13 protein-coding genes and 5 pseudogenes are annotated in these 17,371 nt (G+C 66.7%); 9 read left to right on the top strand and 9 right to left on the bottom strand.

The genetic code is table 11. The annotated features are described in order from the left end of the window. Positions 1 to 89 precede the first annotated feature (89 nt). Both I6A60_RS44335 and I6A60_RS44330 read left to right on the top strand, forming a co-directional pair. A pseudogene (locus I6A60_RS44335) lies at positions 90 to 371 on the top strand (tetratricopeptide repeat protein); the annotation flags it as partial. Positions 372 to 383: 12 nt separating this feature from the next. Then, complete coding sequence (locus I6A60_RS44330; RefSeq protein WP_374487610.1) at positions 384 to 638, top strand: tetratricopeptide repeat protein; 255 nt, start codon at positions 384 to 386, stop codon at positions 636 to 638. A gap of 305 nt (positions 639 to 943) precedes the next feature. Here I6A60_RS44330 and I6A60_RS37635 read toward each other — a convergent pair. Then, positions 944 to 1,216 (bottom strand): annotated as a pseudogene (locus tag I6A60_RS37635) (methyltransferase, FxLD system); the annotation flags it as partial. A gap of 107 nt (positions 1,217 to 1,323) precedes the next feature. Then, positions 1,324 to 2,070, bottom strand: a complete 747-nt coding sequence (locus tag I6A60_RS37630) for a GntR family transcriptional regulator (RefSeq protein ID WP_203024385.1) — start codon at positions 2,068 to 2,070, stop codon at positions 1,324 to 1,326. Between the two features lie 82 nt (positions 2,071 to 2,152). Between I6A60_RS37630 and I6A60_RS37625 the strand changes: the two genes are divergently transcribed. Both I6A60_RS37625 and I6A60_RS37620 read left to right on the top strand, forming a co-directional pair. Next, on the top strand, positions 2,153 to 3,292 hold the full coding sequence (locus tag I6A60_RS37625) for a DUF1152 domain-containing protein (protein WP_203024386.1): 1,140 nt from the start codon (positions 2,153 to 2,155) through the stop codon (positions 3,290 to 3,292). Between the two features lie 4 nt (positions 3,293 to 3,296). Further along, positions 3,297 to 3,635, top strand: a pseudogene (locus I6A60_RS37620) (SAM-dependent methyltransferase); the annotation flags it as partial. Positions 3,636 to 3,683: 48 nt separating this feature from the next. Here I6A60_RS37620 and I6A60_RS42410 read toward each other — a convergent pair. The 5 genes and pseudogenes from I6A60_RS42410 to I6A60_RS44325 all read right to left on the bottom strand — a co-directional run. Beyond that, complete coding sequence (locus tag I6A60_RS42410) at positions 3,684 to 5,306, bottom strand: hypothetical protein (protein WP_238437062.1); 1,623 nt, start codon at positions 5,304 to 5,306, stop codon at positions 3,684 to 3,686. 59 nt (positions 5,307 to 5,365) lie between these two features. Next, positions 5,366 to 6,508 carry a VWA domain-containing protein gene (locus tag I6A60_RS37610; protein WP_203024387.1) on the bottom strand — a complete coding sequence of 381 codons (1,143 nt, stop codon included), beginning with the start codon at positions 6,506 to 6,508 and terminating at the stop codon, positions 5,366 to 5,368. 41 nt (positions 6,509 to 6,549) lie between these two features. Further along, on the bottom strand, positions 6,550 to 7,572 hold the full coding sequence (locus I6A60_RS37605) for a MoxR family ATPase (protein WP_203024388.1): 1,023 nt from the start codon (positions 7,570 to 7,572) through the stop codon (positions 6,550 to 6,552). Then, positions 7,550 to 8,302: a hypothetical protein gene (locus I6A60_RS37600; RefSeq protein ID WP_203024389.1), complete on the bottom strand. Its 753-nt coding sequence runs from the start codon at positions 8,300 to 8,302 to the stop codon at positions 7,550 to 7,552. The genes I6A60_RS37605 and I6A60_RS37600 overlap by 23 nt, the downstream gene beginning before the upstream one ends. 186 nt (positions 8,303 to 8,488) lie before the next feature. Continuing rightward, positions 8,489 to 8,848, bottom strand: a pseudogene (locus I6A60_RS44325) (effector-associated domain EAD1-containing protein); the annotation flags it as partial. Between the two features lie 1,718 nt (positions 8,849 to 10,566). Between I6A60_RS44325 and I6A60_RS43825 the strand changes: the two are divergent. Next, positions 10,567 to 10,809 (top strand): LuxR C-terminal-related transcriptional regulator, encoded by a 243-nt coding sequence (locus I6A60_RS43825; RefSeq protein WP_307874071.1) that lies wholly within the window; start codon positions 10,567 to 10,569, stop codon positions 10,807 to 10,809. Positions 10,810 to 10,890: 81 nt separating this feature from the next. On the opposite strand, the gene I6A60_RS37590 is transcribed toward I6A60_RS43825, so the two are convergent. Further along, positions 10,891 to 12,516, bottom strand: a complete 1,626-nt coding sequence (locus tag I6A60_RS37590; RefSeq protein ID WP_203024394.1) for a TIR domain-containing protein — start codon at positions 12,514 to 12,516, stop codon at positions 10,891 to 10,893. Positions 12,517 to 12,876: 360 nt separating this feature from the next. Here I6A60_RS37590 and I6A60_RS37585 point away from each other — a divergent pair, with 360 nt between their 5' ends. Next, positions 12,877 to 13,020, top strand: coding sequence for a hypothetical protein (locus tag I6A60_RS37585; protein WP_203024390.1), 144 nt, complete (start codon positions 12,877 to 12,879; stop codon positions 13,018 to 13,020). Between the two features lie 193 nt (positions 13,021 to 13,213). Here I6A60_RS37585 and I6A60_RS37580 read toward each other — a convergent pair whose 3' ends face one another. Beyond that, the gene (locus I6A60_RS37580) at positions 13,214 to 13,570 is read right to left on the bottom strand and encodes a hypothetical protein (RefSeq protein WP_203024391.1); all 357 of its coding nucleotides are present in this window, start codon (positions 13,568 to 13,570) and stop codon (positions 13,214 to 13,216) included. 449 nt (positions 13,571 to 14,019) lie between these two features. Here I6A60_RS37580 and I6A60_RS37575 point away from each other — a divergent pair, with 449 nt between their 5' ends. The 3 genes and pseudogenes from I6A60_RS37575 (at position 14,020) to I6A60_RS37565 (ending at position 16,849) form a co-directional block, all read left to right on the top strand. Beyond that, a complete protein-coding gene (locus I6A60_RS37575) occupies positions 14,020 to 14,361 on the top strand; it encodes a metalloregulator ArsR/SmtB family transcription factor (protein WP_203024395.1) in 342 nt (113 codons plus the stop codon). Between the two features lie 157 nt (positions 14,362 to 14,518). Further along, positions 14,519 to 15,739 carry a malic enzyme-like protein gene (locus I6A60_RS37570; protein WP_203024392.1) on the top strand — a complete coding sequence of 407 codons (1,221 nt, stop codon included), beginning with the start codon at positions 14,519 to 14,521 and terminating at the stop codon, positions 15,737 to 15,739. Continuing rightward, positions 15,717 to 16,849: pseudogene (locus I6A60_RS37565) on the top strand (RNA polymerase sigma factor). The gene I6A60_RS37570 and the pseudogene I6A60_RS37565 overlap by 23 nt, the downstream one beginning before the upstream one ends. Positions 16,850 to 17,371: the final 522 nt, after the last annotated feature.

Below are 17,371 nucleotides of genomic sequence, written 5' to 3'. Positions count from 1 at the left end.
CGGACGGACACCTGCACAACATACCCGAACCCGCCAGTTATCAACATCATCCGAGCCGCTTAAATTAGCGGTATTGCGCTGCGGACTACTCCGCTGCCCGCGAGTTGCAGCAGCACGTCCTCGACCGGCGGCGAGAGCTCCTGGGCTCCGACGATCTCCGGACCCTGACCGCGATGGCCAACCTGGCCGTGACGCTGCGGAACGCTGGCGACTACACGAGTGCCCGCAAGTTGGAGCAGCGCGTCCTCGACCGGCGGATTTCGCTACTAGGCGAGAGGAACCTAGATTCGTTGAGGTCTATGAGAAGTCTCGGTGCGGCCCTTCGTTCTGCGGGCGAATACGGGACGGCCACTATCGTTGGACAACGAGCGTTGGACAGAGCGATGTCCTATTTCATTAGCGATCATCCGGCTATCTGGCGGGCGATCGCTAGCCTTGCGCTGACGCTGCGCGCGTCGGGCGACGGCACTGGGGCGCAGATGCTTGAGGCACAGGTCGTCGAGATCTGTCGAAAGCATCTTGGAAGAGCACATCCATATACAGAAGATCCACGCTTGGCGTTCGCTTGGGTCCTGCGTGGGGAGGAAGATACTGACGTTCGGCTTAGTTTCGCGTCTATGCGATCTTCACAAATGTAGGGCTCAACCACCAACGCCAGCATGGTGAGTCGGTTGGCGACGACGGGGTCGTCCGGATCGTGTGCGGCCCCAGTGATTGCCAAGGCCCGGGGCCGTGCGACAATGCTTCGTCGGCCCGTCCCCAAGCCTGCAGACTTCCAGCAGCCGGTGGACCCACATCGTGGCGGTATCCGGACTTGCCAGAGTGTGGCTGACGGGTGTCGGCGTCAGATTCGCTTTGAATCACGTGAGCCAGCGTGAGTCAGATTTCTGGCTCGCAACCCAGACGGGGTCCGGGCAGGTCGGGCTGGGGCTTGGCCGCGTTCGTCGGCGGCTTGGCTGATGTTCCCCTCTGTGATCAGATACGGCGCGGACACCGAGCTGATCGCTTCCACGCCCCGCATCTTCTTCAGGACCGCTGCGTTCGCGTCGTACGCCTCCTCCAGTGGCAGGCCCGGCGCGAACAACTCACGAGGAACCGTCCGCAGCGCCGCCTCCACCTCGGGATGCAGCACCAGACCCTTCCCTGCATGATCAGCAGCCAGCTGATCGACCATCGCGTGACGCAGACTCTCGCTGTCGATGGTGCTGACGCTCATGGTGTCCTCTCAGGCGGCGATGGCGATAGCAATGGCATATGCCACTAATAAGAGAGTGGAATATGCCACTTGATCTGACAAGAGCCGGGGAGCTACCGACGGGATCCCTAGCTCGTCACGGGGTACTCCTGCTCGAACGTCCAGCTCTGCGGCGGGTAGACAGCCTCGACGAACTCAAGGGGCTGGTTCGCGTCGCCGTACACGACGTGCCGCACGACCAAGACGGCGTGTGGCCCGTCGCCCAACGCCAGCTCGGCGGCCTCGGTGTCGGTGGCCAGCCGCGCGGTGACCCGATCCCGGGCAAGCCGGGCTCGCACGCCGGTGGTGCTCGCGATGTAGGCCAGGGTGCCTTCGCGAATGCGCTCGGTTTGCAGCAGGCGTGGGGCAGCGGCGGCTATCTCGGCGGAGATCCAGGACGTCGAGACCTCGACGGGCCCGCTGTCGCCGTGCGTGATCCGGTGGCGTCGGACCACCTGCGGAGCGTTGCCGCCGAGAGCTGCTTCCACATGTTCTGGAGCCGGCACGATCTCGGCTGCGACGATGTCGGCCCACTCGTTCGCGGGGTAGATCGTGCCTGTCTCGCGCTCCCGGCCGTACCGTTCGCGGGCTCGCCGGTGGATGCCGGTCGTGTCGACGACGTAGGAGCCGGAGCCCTGCCGTGACTCGATCAGACCCTGCACGCGTAGTGCCTCCAGGGCCTTGGTCGCCGTGGGCCGGCTGACCTTCCAGTCGGTGGCCAGGGCTCGCTCGGACGGGACCTCCGTGCCGGGGCGTAGATCGCCTCGCAGGATCTGATCCCGGATGTGGTTGGCGATCTGCAGATACTTAGGCAGTACCCGCTGGAGATCGGGCATGAGACATCCCTTCGGCCAGTGGCTAATGCCACTGGCCGCGAGCGTACGCCACGGGCGGTTGCTCGGAATCTAGGGTTGGCCTATGAGACGTCTGGTCGTGGCCACCGGCGGCGGCGGCGACGCCCTGGGCGCCGTGATGATCGGCCGGGCGCGTCACGCCGATGTTGACGTCGCGATCCTCACCTACGCCTGGGAGCGTCTACGTGTCGACCCGCTGCCCGGACCGCGCAGTGCCGCGGACTTCAGCGGCCTCCAGCCGTTCGGCGACCTGAACGCCCGCATCCTCTCGTCTACGGTTGTGAACCCGCCTAGTGGTTCGACGCTCCCACGGCTCGCGGGATCCATCGAGACGCCGCTCCTGCTTCTTGACCCGGCCCGGGGAGCAGTCGGGATCCGCGCACAGGTCCGGGAGATCATCAAACTCGCCGGCGTCGAGAAGGTGTCACTCGTCGACGTCGGCGGAGACGCGGTCGCACGAGGGGACGAGCCCGAGCTCATGAGCCCCCTCGCCGACATCCTCGTCATCGCCGCCTGTTCCGAGCTCGGCGTCCCGACGGAACTGGTCGTCGCCGGGCCGGGCCTGGACGGCGAACTCGCCGCCTCCGACGTCCTGGATCGGCTTCGCGGTCTCGGTGGACGCCGGTCGGCATCTCTGGACTCCCGGGACGCGCAGTCCGTGCGCATGATCCTCGAATGGCACCCAACGGAGGCCACTGCCCTCTTGGCTGCTGCCGCGCAAGGCCACCGCGGAACCGTCGAGTTGCGCGGTGAAGGTGCGACCGTCGAACTGACGGATGAGAGCGCGGATGTCTACGTCGCCGATCTCCGTCATGTTTACGAGTGCAGCCTTCTGGCGCCGCTCCTGACCGAGACCCGGTCTTTGGCGGAGGTCGAGGATGTGATTCGCGCCGCTCGGGGCACGTCGGAGATCGACTACGAACGGCGAAGGCTCGAAAGCCTGTCTCTGGGAGCGGGACGACCGGGCCAGGCCGAGCTTGCGGCGAGAGCAGTCGCGTACGTCGCTGACGCTGGACAGCGAGGAATTGACTTCCTCACGTACAGGCGGATCGCGGAAGGGATCAAGGCACCCGGAGTCGAGGCGGCGGAACTGAGAGAATGCCTTCTATCGTTTCAGCCGGGCCATGACGCCTTTCCGTTGTGGTCAACGCGGCGGTGGGTAAAAGCGGATATCCCGGCAGCGAAGCGAACGGCCGTACCGTGAACTGATGGGCGCTGGCGGGGTGGAGTGGGGGGTCGCTGTGGTGGATCGCTTCGATGAGCTGGTCGCGGAGGCTGAGGCGGCGTCGGTGGATGGTTGGGACTTCTCCTGGCTGGCCGGTCGGGCCAGTGAGGAACGCCCCTCCTGGTGGTACGCCCGCGCGATGGGCGAGCGGATGGCCCAAGCGGCGGCCGGGTTGGATATCCAGACCGGTGGCGGGGAGGTCCTCGCGGGTGTGCCCCGGTTGGCGGCCCGGACGGTGGCGACCGAGTCGTGGCCGCCGAATCTCGAGCGTGCCGCTGGGCTCCTGCGGCCTCGTGGGGTCGCGGTCGTGGCCGCGGATGACCGTGGGGGCCACGCCTGGCAAAAACACACCGCGATGAACGGCTCGTTCTCACTCGGTGTCGCCGTTTCTCCACCGTAAGCCGTAGGATAGGCCGAGGGCGAGTCGGTCGAAACGCGCAAACGCTTCACCGGTGCCGTCCACAGCGACCGATGGTAGTTCTACGGAGAGGTCTCCGACAGCTCGGAGCGGTAGGCCATCGACCAGCTCGATTTGCGGGTCGACGCCGCCGGGGAATCGCACGCGAATATCGAGAGAGTCGCAACGTATCGTTGGGCTAAGAACATATCGTGGGACCAGTGGTTGGTCTGGTGGAATGAGCCATGCCAAGCCGAAATCGTGTTGCTCGCCGGCGCGCAGCGCGCGTGGCAAGTGAAGTACTCGGGAGAAGCTGGCTTGGCCTTTGCGTCTAACGTGGGTCAGGCGGCCGCCAAAGAGAATCTCTGCCTCGAGGCTGCGCGGTCTATCCGGGGCGTTGGGTGGCTGCGGGAGGGTCATCTCGAGGATGAGTTCGCTGAGGCCGTCCTCGAGGGCGACGATGCGTCGGGTTTCGAGCAGTTCGGGCGATTGCCCGTCGAGTCGAAGCACCGCCCAAATGCGTTCGACGTACCAGCCTCTGGCCGACGAGTCGTCTCGTTCGTCGGCTGCAGTCAAGTCTGAGTTTGCCGAGGGAGTTGGACTTTCATCGCTACGGGAGGTCTGACCAGGGGACCCTTCTTGCTCGGTCATAGCCATGGTCTCGGCGAGCATGAGGAATGCCTGCTCGGTCTGGCGTCGGATGGTTCGCGGGTCTCGGGCCGACTCGACTGCTAGCCATCCCAGGCGGTCGGTTAGTAGTCGTTGGTCCGCACGTGGATCGAGACCAAACGCCACGCTGGCGACCAGTCGGAGGTCCTCGGGTAGTGAGTCGGATTGCGCCTGCAACCATGCGGCGAAGATGGCCTTCATTGGTATTCCGATCGCTCCCCGGAGTCCGGCCAGGTGACGTAGCGCCGGTCCGACCCTCGCGTCGAAGTTCGACGCTCGGAGCCCTTGCCCTCGAGCTAGTGCCCTCAGCTCGCTAAGCAGGGCAGAGACGTCGATTGGGCTTTCGGGTAGCTGGGTGCTTCCCGTGGCAGCTGGCTGCCCTGGAGTAGTGGCTGCTCGGCCAGACTCTTCGTGCGCTGCGGGTGGGCCGCCGGCGGTCTCCGGCGTCTGGTTGGAGCGTTTCGCGGCCGCGAGAGCGTCAAGCTGGGCGTGCATTGCAACGAACCAGGCTCGTGGTGGTGAGTCATCGCCGTGCATGGCCCGGGTGGACCGGGCGGTCGCTAGCCAATCGGCGGCGCTTTCGGGCGCGACGATGTTCAGTGCAGTGAGTTGTTGGGCCCTCACTAGTTCAGGTTGGTCGCGCCATGAGCGGTTAGTTTCTGCATAGCGTCGGACGAGACGGGCTATCTGTTCGATCTGTGTCGAGTCGTATCGTGCGTAGAGTAGGACGAGAAGATCATTGCGGACGGTTGGCTCCATCTCGAAGAGGTTGCGGCCAATTTCTCGGAATATGGGGGACAGTAGTAGGTCGGCTTCTGTCCGGTAGGGGACTTTTTCATCACTGGCCAGGAAGTTGATGCGCAGTAGGTGTATGAGCATCGCGTCGACCGCTACGGGAAGCGCCGCGTGGCATGCAAGCGCTCGCATGCCGCGAGGCATTTCGGGGACCACGGGCCGACTGGCTGGTGCCGACGGTGGTGGGCGAGTCACAGTGGGCGCTCGACTGGCGCGGGCCGGCCGTGAAGCACGGCGACGGCGCGGTCCAGGTCGCCTTTCTCGGTGAGAGTGAACATCGGGAGGTGGCGCTGTAGCTGCCCAGCGGTGCTGGATGGCCAGCGGTCGCGGGGAGCCGGGTTGAGCCAGACAAGCGTGCGGCCGCGCTCTTTCAACGCTTTCGCGAGCGCGAGGGAGTCGATGAGCCGAAGGGGATCATAGTGGCCGCGCGCGGCGCCAGCATCGCTGATTACTGCTGTGGCGGTGTGCGGCGCGAGGCTGTTCAGGAGGTCTCCCAATGGCTCGGCGGCGATCAGCCGGGGATCGGTGAACAGGCGGCCCTCGGTCAGCGGTCGGATGCGGCGGAGAACTGGATCGACCCGGGTGCCAAACGGCTCGGGAAGTTCGTCGACAAGTGCTCGGTCCTCACTTGGGCCTGGGGTGTTGTGGAAGTAGCTCACGTCGAGCCGATCGAGCCTGCCTGCGCTGCGGATCGCGGCGCAGACATGCTCTACATAGCCCTCGTAGGGACGCATCGATCCGCCGACATCCACGAGGAGGAGCAGTCGCGCGGCGTTGCGTCTCGGAGGGACCAGCGCTGGTGGGCATACGACGCCCGTGTGGACCCGTTGTCGTAAAGTCTCTGCGACGTCGAGTTCGGTTGCGGGGCCGATCCGTACTGGTCTGCGCAGACGGCGCCACGTCTGCGCGATGGTTCGCTCGCCGAGGGGGTATTGCGGGATGAGCACCAGTGCATAATCGCGCTCGTCTGGCGGTGAGGGCGGAATGGGCGGAAGATCCGAGACCTGGCTGATCCGTGGAACTGCATCTGCTGCGTGTTCCGCGTCGGGCTGCATGCTGTGCTGATGATTTTCGGGAAGATCCGGATCGTCGTCGGTGGCTGAGTCAAGGCTCGGCAGGCCGTTGGCCTCGAACCTTTTGAAGGCGCCTCGGATCACCTCGGCCTCGCCGCCGGATTTCGCCCACAGGCAGATACAGAGGCGCTCGAATTCTGCCAGCGACGACCAGCCGAACCCGGCACGTAGGGAATCTCGGAGGGCCGCGAGGTCGTCAGACGTGACTGGTATGTCCCGTTGCCGCAACTGCGTCGCGAGATCGAGGACGAAAGCCGGCAAGCCACGAGCGTTGATTCTCGGTGTCACAGGTCTGGCTGCGGTCACGGTTGGCGCTCGACCGTGGTGGGCGCAACCACTGCAGGTGCGCTCGCCTCGCGCGGTGGAAGGTCCTGGACGAGTGCGATATCGGTGCGCGTCTTAAGCAGAGTGCCGATGTAGGGGAGGTCGTCCAGTTCGTCGGGAGTGGCCCCGACGGCTTCCAGGTAGCCGACCCAATCGAGCAGTTCGGAGACGCCGGGTTTCTTGACCAGATCGAGGGAACGCAACCGAAGCAACACATCGATGGCGCCGATCGCAAGCAGTGGGTCCTCGACGTCGTGTACGGAGAGAAGCCGACCGAAGTGTGCCTGGTCGGTCGGGAACTCGATATGCTGGAAAACGCAGCGGCGCAGAAATGCGCTCGGTAGCACCTTCTCCTCGTTGTTCGTGACGATGATGATCGGGCGAAGGTCAGGCCGGTCGGCTGGGACTGAGTAGCGGTGCCCGGTGCCTTCCTGGATCTCGAACTCAAGCGATTCAAGTTCGCGCAGGAGGTCGTTGGGGAAGTCGATGTCCGCTTTGTCGATCTCGTCTATGAGAACCACGGAACGTCGTCCGGCGCCACCGGGTAGCCCGGCGCGGGCAATCGCGCGGCCGAGCGGCCCGAGGCGCAGGTAGCGGGAGATGTCTAGACCACCGTGCGATCCGGCTTCCGCTGGTAGCTGCGCGTCGTAGAGGCGACGGACGGCATCGTATGTGTACAGGAGGTCCTGAGCGTGGGTCGTAGACTTGATGTACGCCTCTTCCAGCGGCAGACCGAGAGCGTAGGCGACTGCGTAGGCCAGCCTGGTCTTGCCGGACCCCGGGTCACCTTGGAGCAGCAACGGTCGGCCGAGAGCGATCGCCACGTTGACGGCGTCCTCGAGTTCCGGCGAGACGATGTACGGCTCACGGGCGATGGTCATCCACTCGGTGACCTTGGCTGGGACTGGCTCGACGTCGACCTTCTCGACGCGGCGGGTGTCGGGAAGGTCCGCCTGTCCGTCGAACCGCAATGAGGCGTCAATGGTGTGGCGGCTCGCCATGGACGATTCCTTCCAGTGTGCGTCTGAACGCGTCCGGGTCGGCGCCCAGCAGACGGATCGAGTCTTTCATAGCGAGGTAAAGCCGGCGAGGGTCGAGGCGATCCGAGCCAGGAGTGTGAGCCGCTTTAGCGCACAGATGGTCGCGCCAGGAGTCTCGGAATTCGCGCGGCCATTCATGGTGATCGCCTAGCTCGTCCATCACGGCTGCGGCCCACTTCCACACGTCATAGCGGGTGAATATCGGGTCGGGCAGGTGCTGGATTCCGTCCGGCAGGCCGACCTCGGGATGCACAGCGAACAGCAGTATGAGTCGCCGCCGAGGCCGAATCTGGAGAGCCGAGATTCCGCCGAGGCCATCACATACCAGCTGCCAGAATCGTTGTAGCGCAGCAGGAACGTCGCCCTGCCGGGGCGGTCGGTCGACTTGAACGAGGCACAGCACGTTTACCGCGTCCAGTTCTCCGTGGTAGGCGGCGATCTCCGACGCCCCGTGCTCTGGAGTGGTCAGGTGCTCGCTGAGTGACAGCTCAAGCTTGATCTCGGTATTCGGATAGACATACCGGATGCGTTCCCGGAGGACATTTAGATAGGATGGGTCCGCGTACCTGGTGGCGAACCCAATTGGCGACCGACCGGAGTCCCAGGCCTGCGTCAACTCCCGTTCGACGTCGGCGAGGTCAAAATAGACCGTGCTTGCCCGCTGAACCCGGCGTGGCACGCTCGGTGCCAACGGCGGCGGCTCCGATTCCAGGAAACGTTTCGCACGAACGACGCTCTGTGGACTAGAAGCGGAGGCTCGACGCTGACGTGCGTGCGTAGATCCACTCCGGACACTGTGTAACTCCGCCTCCGGACTCGATGTCAAACCCTCGCCGCCTGTGAGAGTTCGAGCCCGGCCGGCGCAGAACCTCTCGGCGAACGCAATGAGTTCCGGGTTTCGGGGAGTGGCCTGTATCGCCGCGACCACGAGAGCCGGAAGCCACTGCTCATCACATGCGCCCCGAACGACTTTAAAAGCGACCTGAGCCATCGGAAGACCTTCAGCCGCATAATCAACGAGGCGTCTGTCTAGCTCGTCGAGGAGCATCTCAAGTCGGCCCCGTGTAGGAAAGGCGGAGCGCAATGCCTCCTTCAAGGCTTTACGGCCCGTCCCGTCAAGGGCCGCCACTTGTGCCAAGTCCACGGCGGAGATATCCACGCCGCTCAGCCCCCCGTCAGACCATCCGCGCGGACAACCTGACCGGTCCCGATCAAGCACACGAAGGGAAGCGGGCATGCTTGAGGCAACGCCGCCGGCACGGCCGTGGCTCGTCCGCTGCCCGCCCGCGGAGGGATCACCATGCGTGCACTCCCCCCGAAGCGGCCACTGTACGGTCACTGTAACGAAAACCTGGCAAGTGCAGCGCCACTGGTCCCGCGTCTAGCCGGCGCGGGGGACTGTGTCGTGATCTTGGAACAGTCCCCACAGGCCTCCCGTGCCTTTCGGGGTGGAGCAGTTGGTGGCGGGCCGTTACGTCCACCTGTCCCTGGCTGGACCAGTCGTGTACTCGACCACGCGCGCCGGTCAGGTTCGCCCAGCTCGGCCCAGCCATATGTTGGCCAGATTTCGCCTCGTCCAGGCTGGCGCGGGTCAGGTCCGCGGCGCCGAGGTGGACGTCGCGGAGGTCAGCGCCAGTGGACGTGAGATCGGCTGGGCTTCCGGAGCCGACGCGATCCGCGCGGTGATCTCGACTCGCAGCCCGACGCCTCGCCGGTCGGATCCGCGTCGGGCCTGTGACGGTTGGTGGCCGGGTGGCAGGCTGTCCGCTATGGGCACGGGGGCGGCGTGGGTCGGTCAATTTTTCGTCTCTTATACAGGGGCGGATCAGACAGGGGCGACGTCGGCGGCCTCCGTGCTGGAGCACCGGTGCGCGGGCCACACGAAGGGGAGCTGATGGCTGCGATCTGTACGGTTTCTGGCTGCATTGGCGTCATCGCGATCGGCATGTGTTCGACATGCGGTAGCGCTATGTGTCAGTCGCATGCGCACCACGAAGATAGGGGCTTCGGCTACGGAATTGTGCTGTCAAGTCAATGTTCTAAATGCCATTCGATAACATTGGAGGAGGCGCGGAAAGAAGCGGAGTTGTCGGAAAGCGATCGACGACGGGCATTCGAGACTGCTCGCGCCGAATTTGAGCGAGTCTCTGGGCTCCCGGAAATGTCATTTCAGACGCTTGTTGAGTATTTCCAAGCCAGGTCAAAAGCGCCCCATTTCAAAGGCCAGCGACTCGGAAGAGTTTCCTCGCGCGACGCAGCAAAAGCTTTGAGGACAGCCGGTCGGCCCTCGAGGCTGATTACCGGCACGAACGACGATGGATGGGGGCCATTTTCGGAAGTGCATGATCAGGATAGAGGAGTATTTGTTTACTGGCTCCGAGAAGACGGCAAGGTGGTGCTGGTCGGCCACGACCGTCCTGATCGTCGCGGTACCGTCGGGTATCTTGCCGCCGAAAGTATCTTGGCCCTCTCAACAGGTCGGCCGACGCGCTCACCGCACGCTTGGTCGTCGGCGCGGTGACCACCGGCACCAAGTGCCAGCGGAAGGGCGCTGTTGCGTTGAGCCAACCACGCGATCTTCGCCGAAAATGTTGCTGCGATCGGGCCCATCGGCGTTTACCCTGCGAGAAATTGTCGTGATGATTCACCAGGCGCCGGCCTGACGGGTTCGCGTAGCCGTCGTGCCCAGCTGCGGCGACAGCGCCTGACGATGATCGGCGACCTGTCGGGCGCGTATCGCGTCCGACGCCGGCCGCCGCGAGGTGACGATGTTGCGTTCCTACGGGCCTCCTACTGCCCGCCGACCCCGCGGTTCGGTGGCCGTTTGCATAGGCAGCGCAGACTGCCAGCCGGTTAGCCGGCGGTGGCGTTGTCGATGAGGCTGTAGCGCTCCTCCCGTCGTGCGCGTCCCGGACGGCGCGGGTAGGCCCGGCACGGCTACCCGCAGCAAAGACGGTGCCTGCGCGCGTTCACCAACCCCACACCGACCGCCGCACCGTTCCCGGACTCACCGAACGCGAACGCGACGTCCTCGGCCTTGTAGCGAACGGCTGGCCCAACAACCGCATCGGGCGCAACCTCGGCCTCACCCCCAAGACCGTCGCCAACCACGTCTCGAACATCCTCACCAAACTCAACGCGCCCGACCGCGCCGCCGCGATCCTGCGAGCCCGCCGCGCCGGCCTCGGCAAACCCTGACCACCAGAACACCGCCCCCTTCCGGCGTCGGGCCAGGTGACCGGGCCGTCTCGGGGGCGCCGGGGCCGGCTGTGGGCCCGGTCAGCCCAGGGCCCACAGCCGCACTGTGCCGTCGTAGCTGCCGCCGCTGGCCAGGGTGCGGCCATCCGGGGAGAACGCTACAGATGCCACCCCGCTGGTGTGGCCGGTCAGTGGCCGGCCGAGGGGGCGGGGGGTGCTCGGGTCAGTCACATCCCACAGCCGTACCGTCCCGTCGGTGTTGCCGGCGCTGGCCAGGGTGCGGCCGTCCGGGGAGAACACCACCTCTAGCACCGGGCCGGTGTGGCCGGTCAGCGGCCGGCCGGCCCGGTGGGAGGAGGTCCGGTCAGCTACCTCCCACAACCGCACTAGCCCGTCGGTGCCGGCGCTGGCCAGGGTGCGGCCGTCCGGGGAGAACACCACCGACGCGACCGATACGGACGCATCCACCTGGTCGGCATGGCCGGTCAGCGGTGGGCCGACGGGGTAAGGAGCGTTCGGGTCGGTCACATCCCACAACTGGACCGTGTTGTCACCGTCGCCGATGGCCACGGTGTGGCCGTCCGGGGAGAAGGCGACCGAAGCCGCGTCGCCGGTCAGGGGTGGGCCGAGGGGGCGGGGGGCGGTCCGGTCGGTCAGATCCCACAGCCGCACCGTGTTGTGATCGTCACCATTACCGTCCATGCGGCCACTGCCACTGGCCAGAATCGTGCCATCCGGGGAGAACACCACCGACCACGCCTCGGTGGTCTGGCCGGTCAACGGCGGCCCGAGAGGGTGGTGGGCGGTCCGGTTGGTCATATCCCACAGTTGCAGCGACCCGCCGCCGCCTCCGCTGCCACAGCCACAGGCCAGGATCGTGCCGTCCGGGGAGAACCTGATCGACAGCACCCAGTTGGTGTGGCCGGTCAGCGGCCGGCCCAGGGGACGGGGGGCGCTCGGATCGGTCACATCCCACAGCCGCACCGAGCCGGCGCTGCTCTCGGCGCTAGCCAAGGTGCGGCCGTCCGGGGAGAACACCACCGACCACGCCTCGCCGGCGACAGTCAACGGTGGCTCCAGCAGGCGGGGAAGGGGAACCGCTCGGGGCCGGGGCGCCGGCCGGTGGCTGCCGCTCGGGGCCGGCAGTGTCCGCGCTGGCGGCGAGATCGATGATGACGGCCGGGTGGGCGTAGCCGGAACGGGCCGTGGTGGGTCGGGGAAGGCCGGCACCGGGTCGCGGAAGGGAAAGACGGGCTCGGCCGCGGGTTTCGCTCGCCCGGCCACGGCATGACCGATCGTGTCAAGCAGGTGCTGACGAGCAACCTCAGCGGGACGGCCGAACAGGTCGATCGAGACGATCTGCCCGAGCAGCCCCGGACGGGGGCAGTCCTCCAGCCGGATCGGCAACAGCTTACGGGCGAAGCCCAGCGGGTCCGCGGCCTGCGCCGCCAGCCACTCCGCCTCGCCGTACACCGACCGCAGATAGGCGGCCGACAGCAGGGCGATGGTCCGCCGGGCCCCCGCGACGCCCTGCTGCATACCAACAGCCCAGTTCGACCCAGGCACGAAATCCCACGCCTGAACGAACACCCGGTAACCGGCGTGCTCCAACTGCCAGGCCACCCACTCAGCCCAACCCCGATCGACAGCCGTGTAGGAGACGAAGAAATCCCACCGCGACGCCGGCTCCCCGATCGAAACCCCCATATCGGACACAGCCCCCGATCCTCCCACCCCCAGAGGACACCGCGCACCGGAGACGGCCAGTCGGCCGGCGGGCAAAGCCGGCCGGCTCCGTCAGATGGTCGTCGGGCGGCGCTGACGAGCCGCGAGCGTCACCGTCGTCGCGACGGCCGGTATCCGATCGACCCGCGCGGGCGCGGACGATTCGCATGGCCCAACCGAGGTCCCGCGTGCACGGCGCCAGCACGGGGCCCGGCCGACCGGGCCCGTGGCGTCCGGCTGTCCCTGGGCATCGCCTGGCCGCGTCGTTCGCTGTCAGGCTGCGCCGGCCCTGTGTCATCGGGGTGTGAATGCGCGAGGAGCATGGCGATAGCGCCGACGCCGATGGATCGTGAAGCCGCGGACCGGATCAACGAGACCGCCGACCACGACCCGCACTCGCCGACCGCGCAGAGCGGGTTCGACGGACGGCAGAACGCGGCCGACCGCAATGACAAGGAGGCCAACGACTGGGAGGACGGCGACTAGGCCGACGCGCCACGCAGGCGGCCAGCGGTCCTCACGCTCGGAGGCCGATACAGGAGGCGCGGGGTGGGGCCAGCGCCAACGTGTCGCGAAACCGCTGCCCCCGGCCGGGACGCTACTGCGCCGCCCGCGCCGTGACGGCCTTGACTCGCGCGGTCCGGGGGCGGCTACCGGGTTGCCTTTTCGCTTGGGGCGATCAGGGCGTGAAGCTGACGGCAGTGCCCGGGTACAGGTCGAGATCGATGTCGGATCGCCACCGGTGCGCCAGCACGATCCCCGGCTCGACAAGCTCCAAGTCCGCAGCGAGTCTGGCGACCGGTCCACTGCGCTTCTCGGCGCCGACGAACTCAGGACGATCACCTGGCAGGTTCTGCACGACGCCGGCTTCCAGCCGTCGGGCAAGGACGCCAGTCTGGTCGAGGGCATCTTCGCGGCGGCGACGAAGCGACTCGTGCTTCTCGCGCCTCATGGCGACGCCGGGTACGGATTCGACGTCCGGTCGCTCCAGGAACTCATGACTGCGATGCACCTTGACCACCGAGTCTCGGTGCACACCGCATTCCAGGGCCTAGATCCGCGCCTTCACGACGTCCTCTTGCGACGACTTCGCCCGCTGATACCTGGGCAGCAGCCAGGGCACGAAGTCCCCGAACGGATCACGACGGTGGCCGAGCGTCCGCACCTTTGTCCCGGTCTCGTTCCCGGGTCGGTCCGCCCCGGACGCTACCTGCCGGGCTACCTGACATTCGAACATGTTCATTTCGTGTATGCCAGCTCACAAGCGACTCATGACGGGGGCCTACGCCGACGGCCCCGGCCCCGGGCCACCCGGGCGGGACGGATGAGGTTTCGGCAGGCAGGCTCGGCTGCGCAGGTTCCTGATCGGTGGGTCGGCCTCAGGGAGTTGATGATTTCTTCAATTGCTGACATGGTAGTTCTCGTAGGTGGAACCTCTAAGCCTCGGCTGTTGCGTGCGATGTGTCTGGGAGGAGGCGGGTGGCGGTGCAGGTTCCGCTGTACCAGGCGAAGGCGGAGCTGTTCCGGATGTTGGGTCATCCGGTGCGGGTTCGGGTGCTGGAGCTGTTGCAGGCCGGGCCGATGCCGGTGCGGGACCTGTTGACGACGATCGAGGTCGAACCATCGAGTCTGTCGCAGCAACTCGCGGTGTTGCGCCGGTCGGGGATCGTGACCGCGACCCGCGACGGTTCGACCGTCGTATACGCGTTGGCTGGTGTCGACGTAGCCGACTTGATGCGAGCCGCCCGGCGGATTCTCACCGAGATGCTCACCGGGCAGGCAGGGCTGCTCGAGGAGCTGCGCGAGGCCGAGATGAGTTCGCGGTGAAGGTGGCAGCAGCGCGATCGAACCGGTCAGCGAGGCACAGGGCGTCCGCAGATCGCGCGCCCGGCGGAGCCAACCAGACGCCGCCGAGCGAGGCAACGAACCGGGCGTCCCGGCCGCGGCCGGAGCCGTTCGAGCCGGTCGTCAGGGCGTCGACGGGATGACCCCGCACCCGCCCAAGGCGAATCCGGCCTACAGCATCCGGATCCTCGTCCGGGGACCGGCGGCGGCGACTGTCGCGGCGGTCGTCTCCGACGCGCCCGGCACGGTCACGGTTCACGCCAACACGTCAGATTCAACGGGCAATCGTTACATCACGTTGGATGCCGACGGCGGCCCGACGTTGCGCTGGCTCGTCGGTGCCCTGCGCCAGCGACTGGGCGCGGACCTGCTGCGGACCGAGGACCTTGCCTTTGCCGCCGCGTCCACCGGCAAGCTCGTCCAGCGGGCCTGCGCTGCGGCTACGACCAGCCACGACCTGGCGTTGTCCGACGTGGACGCCGACCGACGGGTCATCCGCCACCTGGCAGGTCACCCGCGCCACGTCGACCGGTTCACCGGCCGTTCCCGCCGGGTAGCGCTGCTGACCGACGCCAGCGCGGTGCTGGACTTCGAGCCACTCGCCCCCGCGGCCGCCTTGCCGGCGGTCGAGTCCCAGGCACTGCACCTTCACCTGGCCACCGGCTTGGACGTCGTCCCGCTGCCGGTCGCCGCCCATGACCCGGCCGACCTGGCGACCGCGATCGGCATGCTTGCCCCCGGGTTCGCCGCGATCGTCCTGGTCCACACGCACCTTCGCCGCATGGACGCCGCCCGCGCCGCACTCGCGCCTGGCTCCCCTCTGCTGCTCGACGCGGTCAACGACGGCCTCGCCGTGGCCGCCACCGCCGCGGTACTCAACTACCTACGGGCGCGTAGCGTCGACGCGGGACGGGCCCGGGTGGCCGTTGTGGATCCGGCTCGGGGCGGGGACCTGGCCGGCCTGCTGATCGCGGCCGGCGTCGGTGACCTCACGCTCTACGACCCGATCGAGTACGGCATCCGACCGCTACACCGGATCGCCGCCGGCCTTGATCTGATCGTCGACCTGATCGGACTGGCGGCGCCGCCCGACGGCGTCTTCGTACTGCGTGCCCGCCCGGAGACTCCGCCTCCGCTGGCCGCCGCCACCTCAGGGCCCCGTCCGCTGCACGCCTTGCCCGGGCTGTTGCGCGCGGCCGTCAACACCCGCCGGCCGATCACTCTCGAGGCTCGTGTCGCCGCCGTGCACGCCCTCGTGGCCGCGACGCCCTCCGGCGCGCTGCTGCCTTCCCTCGACCACCCGCGCCTGACTCCCGCTGTCGCAGCGGCTGCGACCCATGTCCTCGTCGCCGGCTGCTAGCGCGCCGGCGGCGGGCCGGCTGCCAGGTGAGATCGCGCCAGAACCCCTTCGCCAGGTCCTACCCACGAGCCCTGAGAAGAACGACGAAGGTCTCGACCATGCCGGCGTGGACCAAGCGGGCGGGGAGGACTCCGACGAAGAGGACGCGGATTTGCTCAGCCGCCGACGCGACGAGGACCTGCAGGCGCTGAATGCAGTCAGCGCCGATCCCCTGCGGATGTACTTCAAGGCGATCGCCAAGGTCCGGTTGCTCAGCGCGGAAGAGGAGGTCGATCTGGCCAAGCGGATCGAGGCCGGCCTGTTCGCCGCGGAGAAGCTCGCCCCGTCGGGGCGGACTATCTCCCCGCAACAGCGCCGTGACCTCGAGGCCGTCGAGCGGGACGGCCAGGTGGCCAAACGGGCGCTGGTGGAGGCGAACCTGCGGCTTGTCGTCTCGGTCGCGAAACGTTACCGCGGCCGGGGTCTGCTTCTTCTGGACCTGATCCAGGAAGGCAACCTGAGCCTGATCCGAGCGGTGGAGAAGTTCGACTACACCAAAGGCTACAAGTTCTCCACCTACGCCATCTGGTGGATCCGCCAAGGCGTCGGCAGGGCGCTCGCCGACCAGGCGCGAACGATCCGCATCCCGGTCCACATGGTCGAAATGATGAACAAGACGACGCGGGTACGACTGCAGCTGATGGAGGACCTGGGTCGGGAGCCGTCGTCGGAAGAGATCGCCGAACACACGGGCCTCTCGCCGGAAAAGGTACGGGAGGCCTAGAGGTCTCCCAGCGGCCAGTCTCGCTGGACACACTGGTCGGTGCGGACAGCGATGCCCCCCTCGGGGACTTCATTGAGGACACAGACGCGGTGGTGCCGTTCGACGCGGCTAGTTCTGTCCTGCTGCGGGAGCAGATCGACTCGATTCTGTGCACCTTGTCCGACCGCGACAAGAAAGTCATCGAACTGAGGTTCGGTCTGGCTGGCGGCACTCCCAGGACGCTGGACGAGGTCGGCCGCGAGTTCGGGGTGAGCCGCGAGCGGATCCGACAGCTCGAGTCGAGGACCTTGTCGAAGCTGCGCCACCCGTCACGCTCGCACCGACTTCAAGATTACGTGGAACAGTGAACCTCGCTAATGGTCTGGCGAAAATATAGAGGTCCGCGCGGCGACTGAAAGTTATGCAGAAAGGGCCGGCCGGAGGCTCAAGTACCACTCGCCCGCAGTCGATCAAACCGGGCGAGGGCGCATCTGTGTGCCGACATGTTTGGTGTTTCGGAGCCGCGAACAAGGTGCCGAAAGCATCCTTGCCGGGCAGTACGGTTATGCGAATCCGCACGGGCGGCGTTCCGGCCCAGTAAGGCGTGGACCTTTCGCGTCGAGAGGTTCCGGACACCCCGACACAGCACTGGCGGACCCGGCAGGCGACCTTTTCGTGCCACGGTGGGGCGACTGCGAAAAGGATTCTTCGTCGTCGGTGAAGGCGGTCTCGGGTAGGTCACCGTCAGGCGGTCATCGGGAGAGCACGTGAGGATTCCCGGGGGCCGCGGGTCGAGGTGCGGGGGCAACGGTTAGCGCAGCCGGTCGGCGAGTGTGGCGAGTTCGATCCACAGGGCGTCGGGAAGGCGGGTTCCGAGGCTGGTGAAGTAT

The sequence above is a fragment of the Frankia sp. AgB1.9 genome (assembly GCF_016786355.1).
Lineage (GTDB): Bacteria > Actinomycetota > Actinomycetes > Frankiales > Frankiaceae > Pseudofrankia.
Note: the sequence above shows the minus strand (reverse complement) of the source record. Positions and strands in the feature narration are given on the sequence as shown.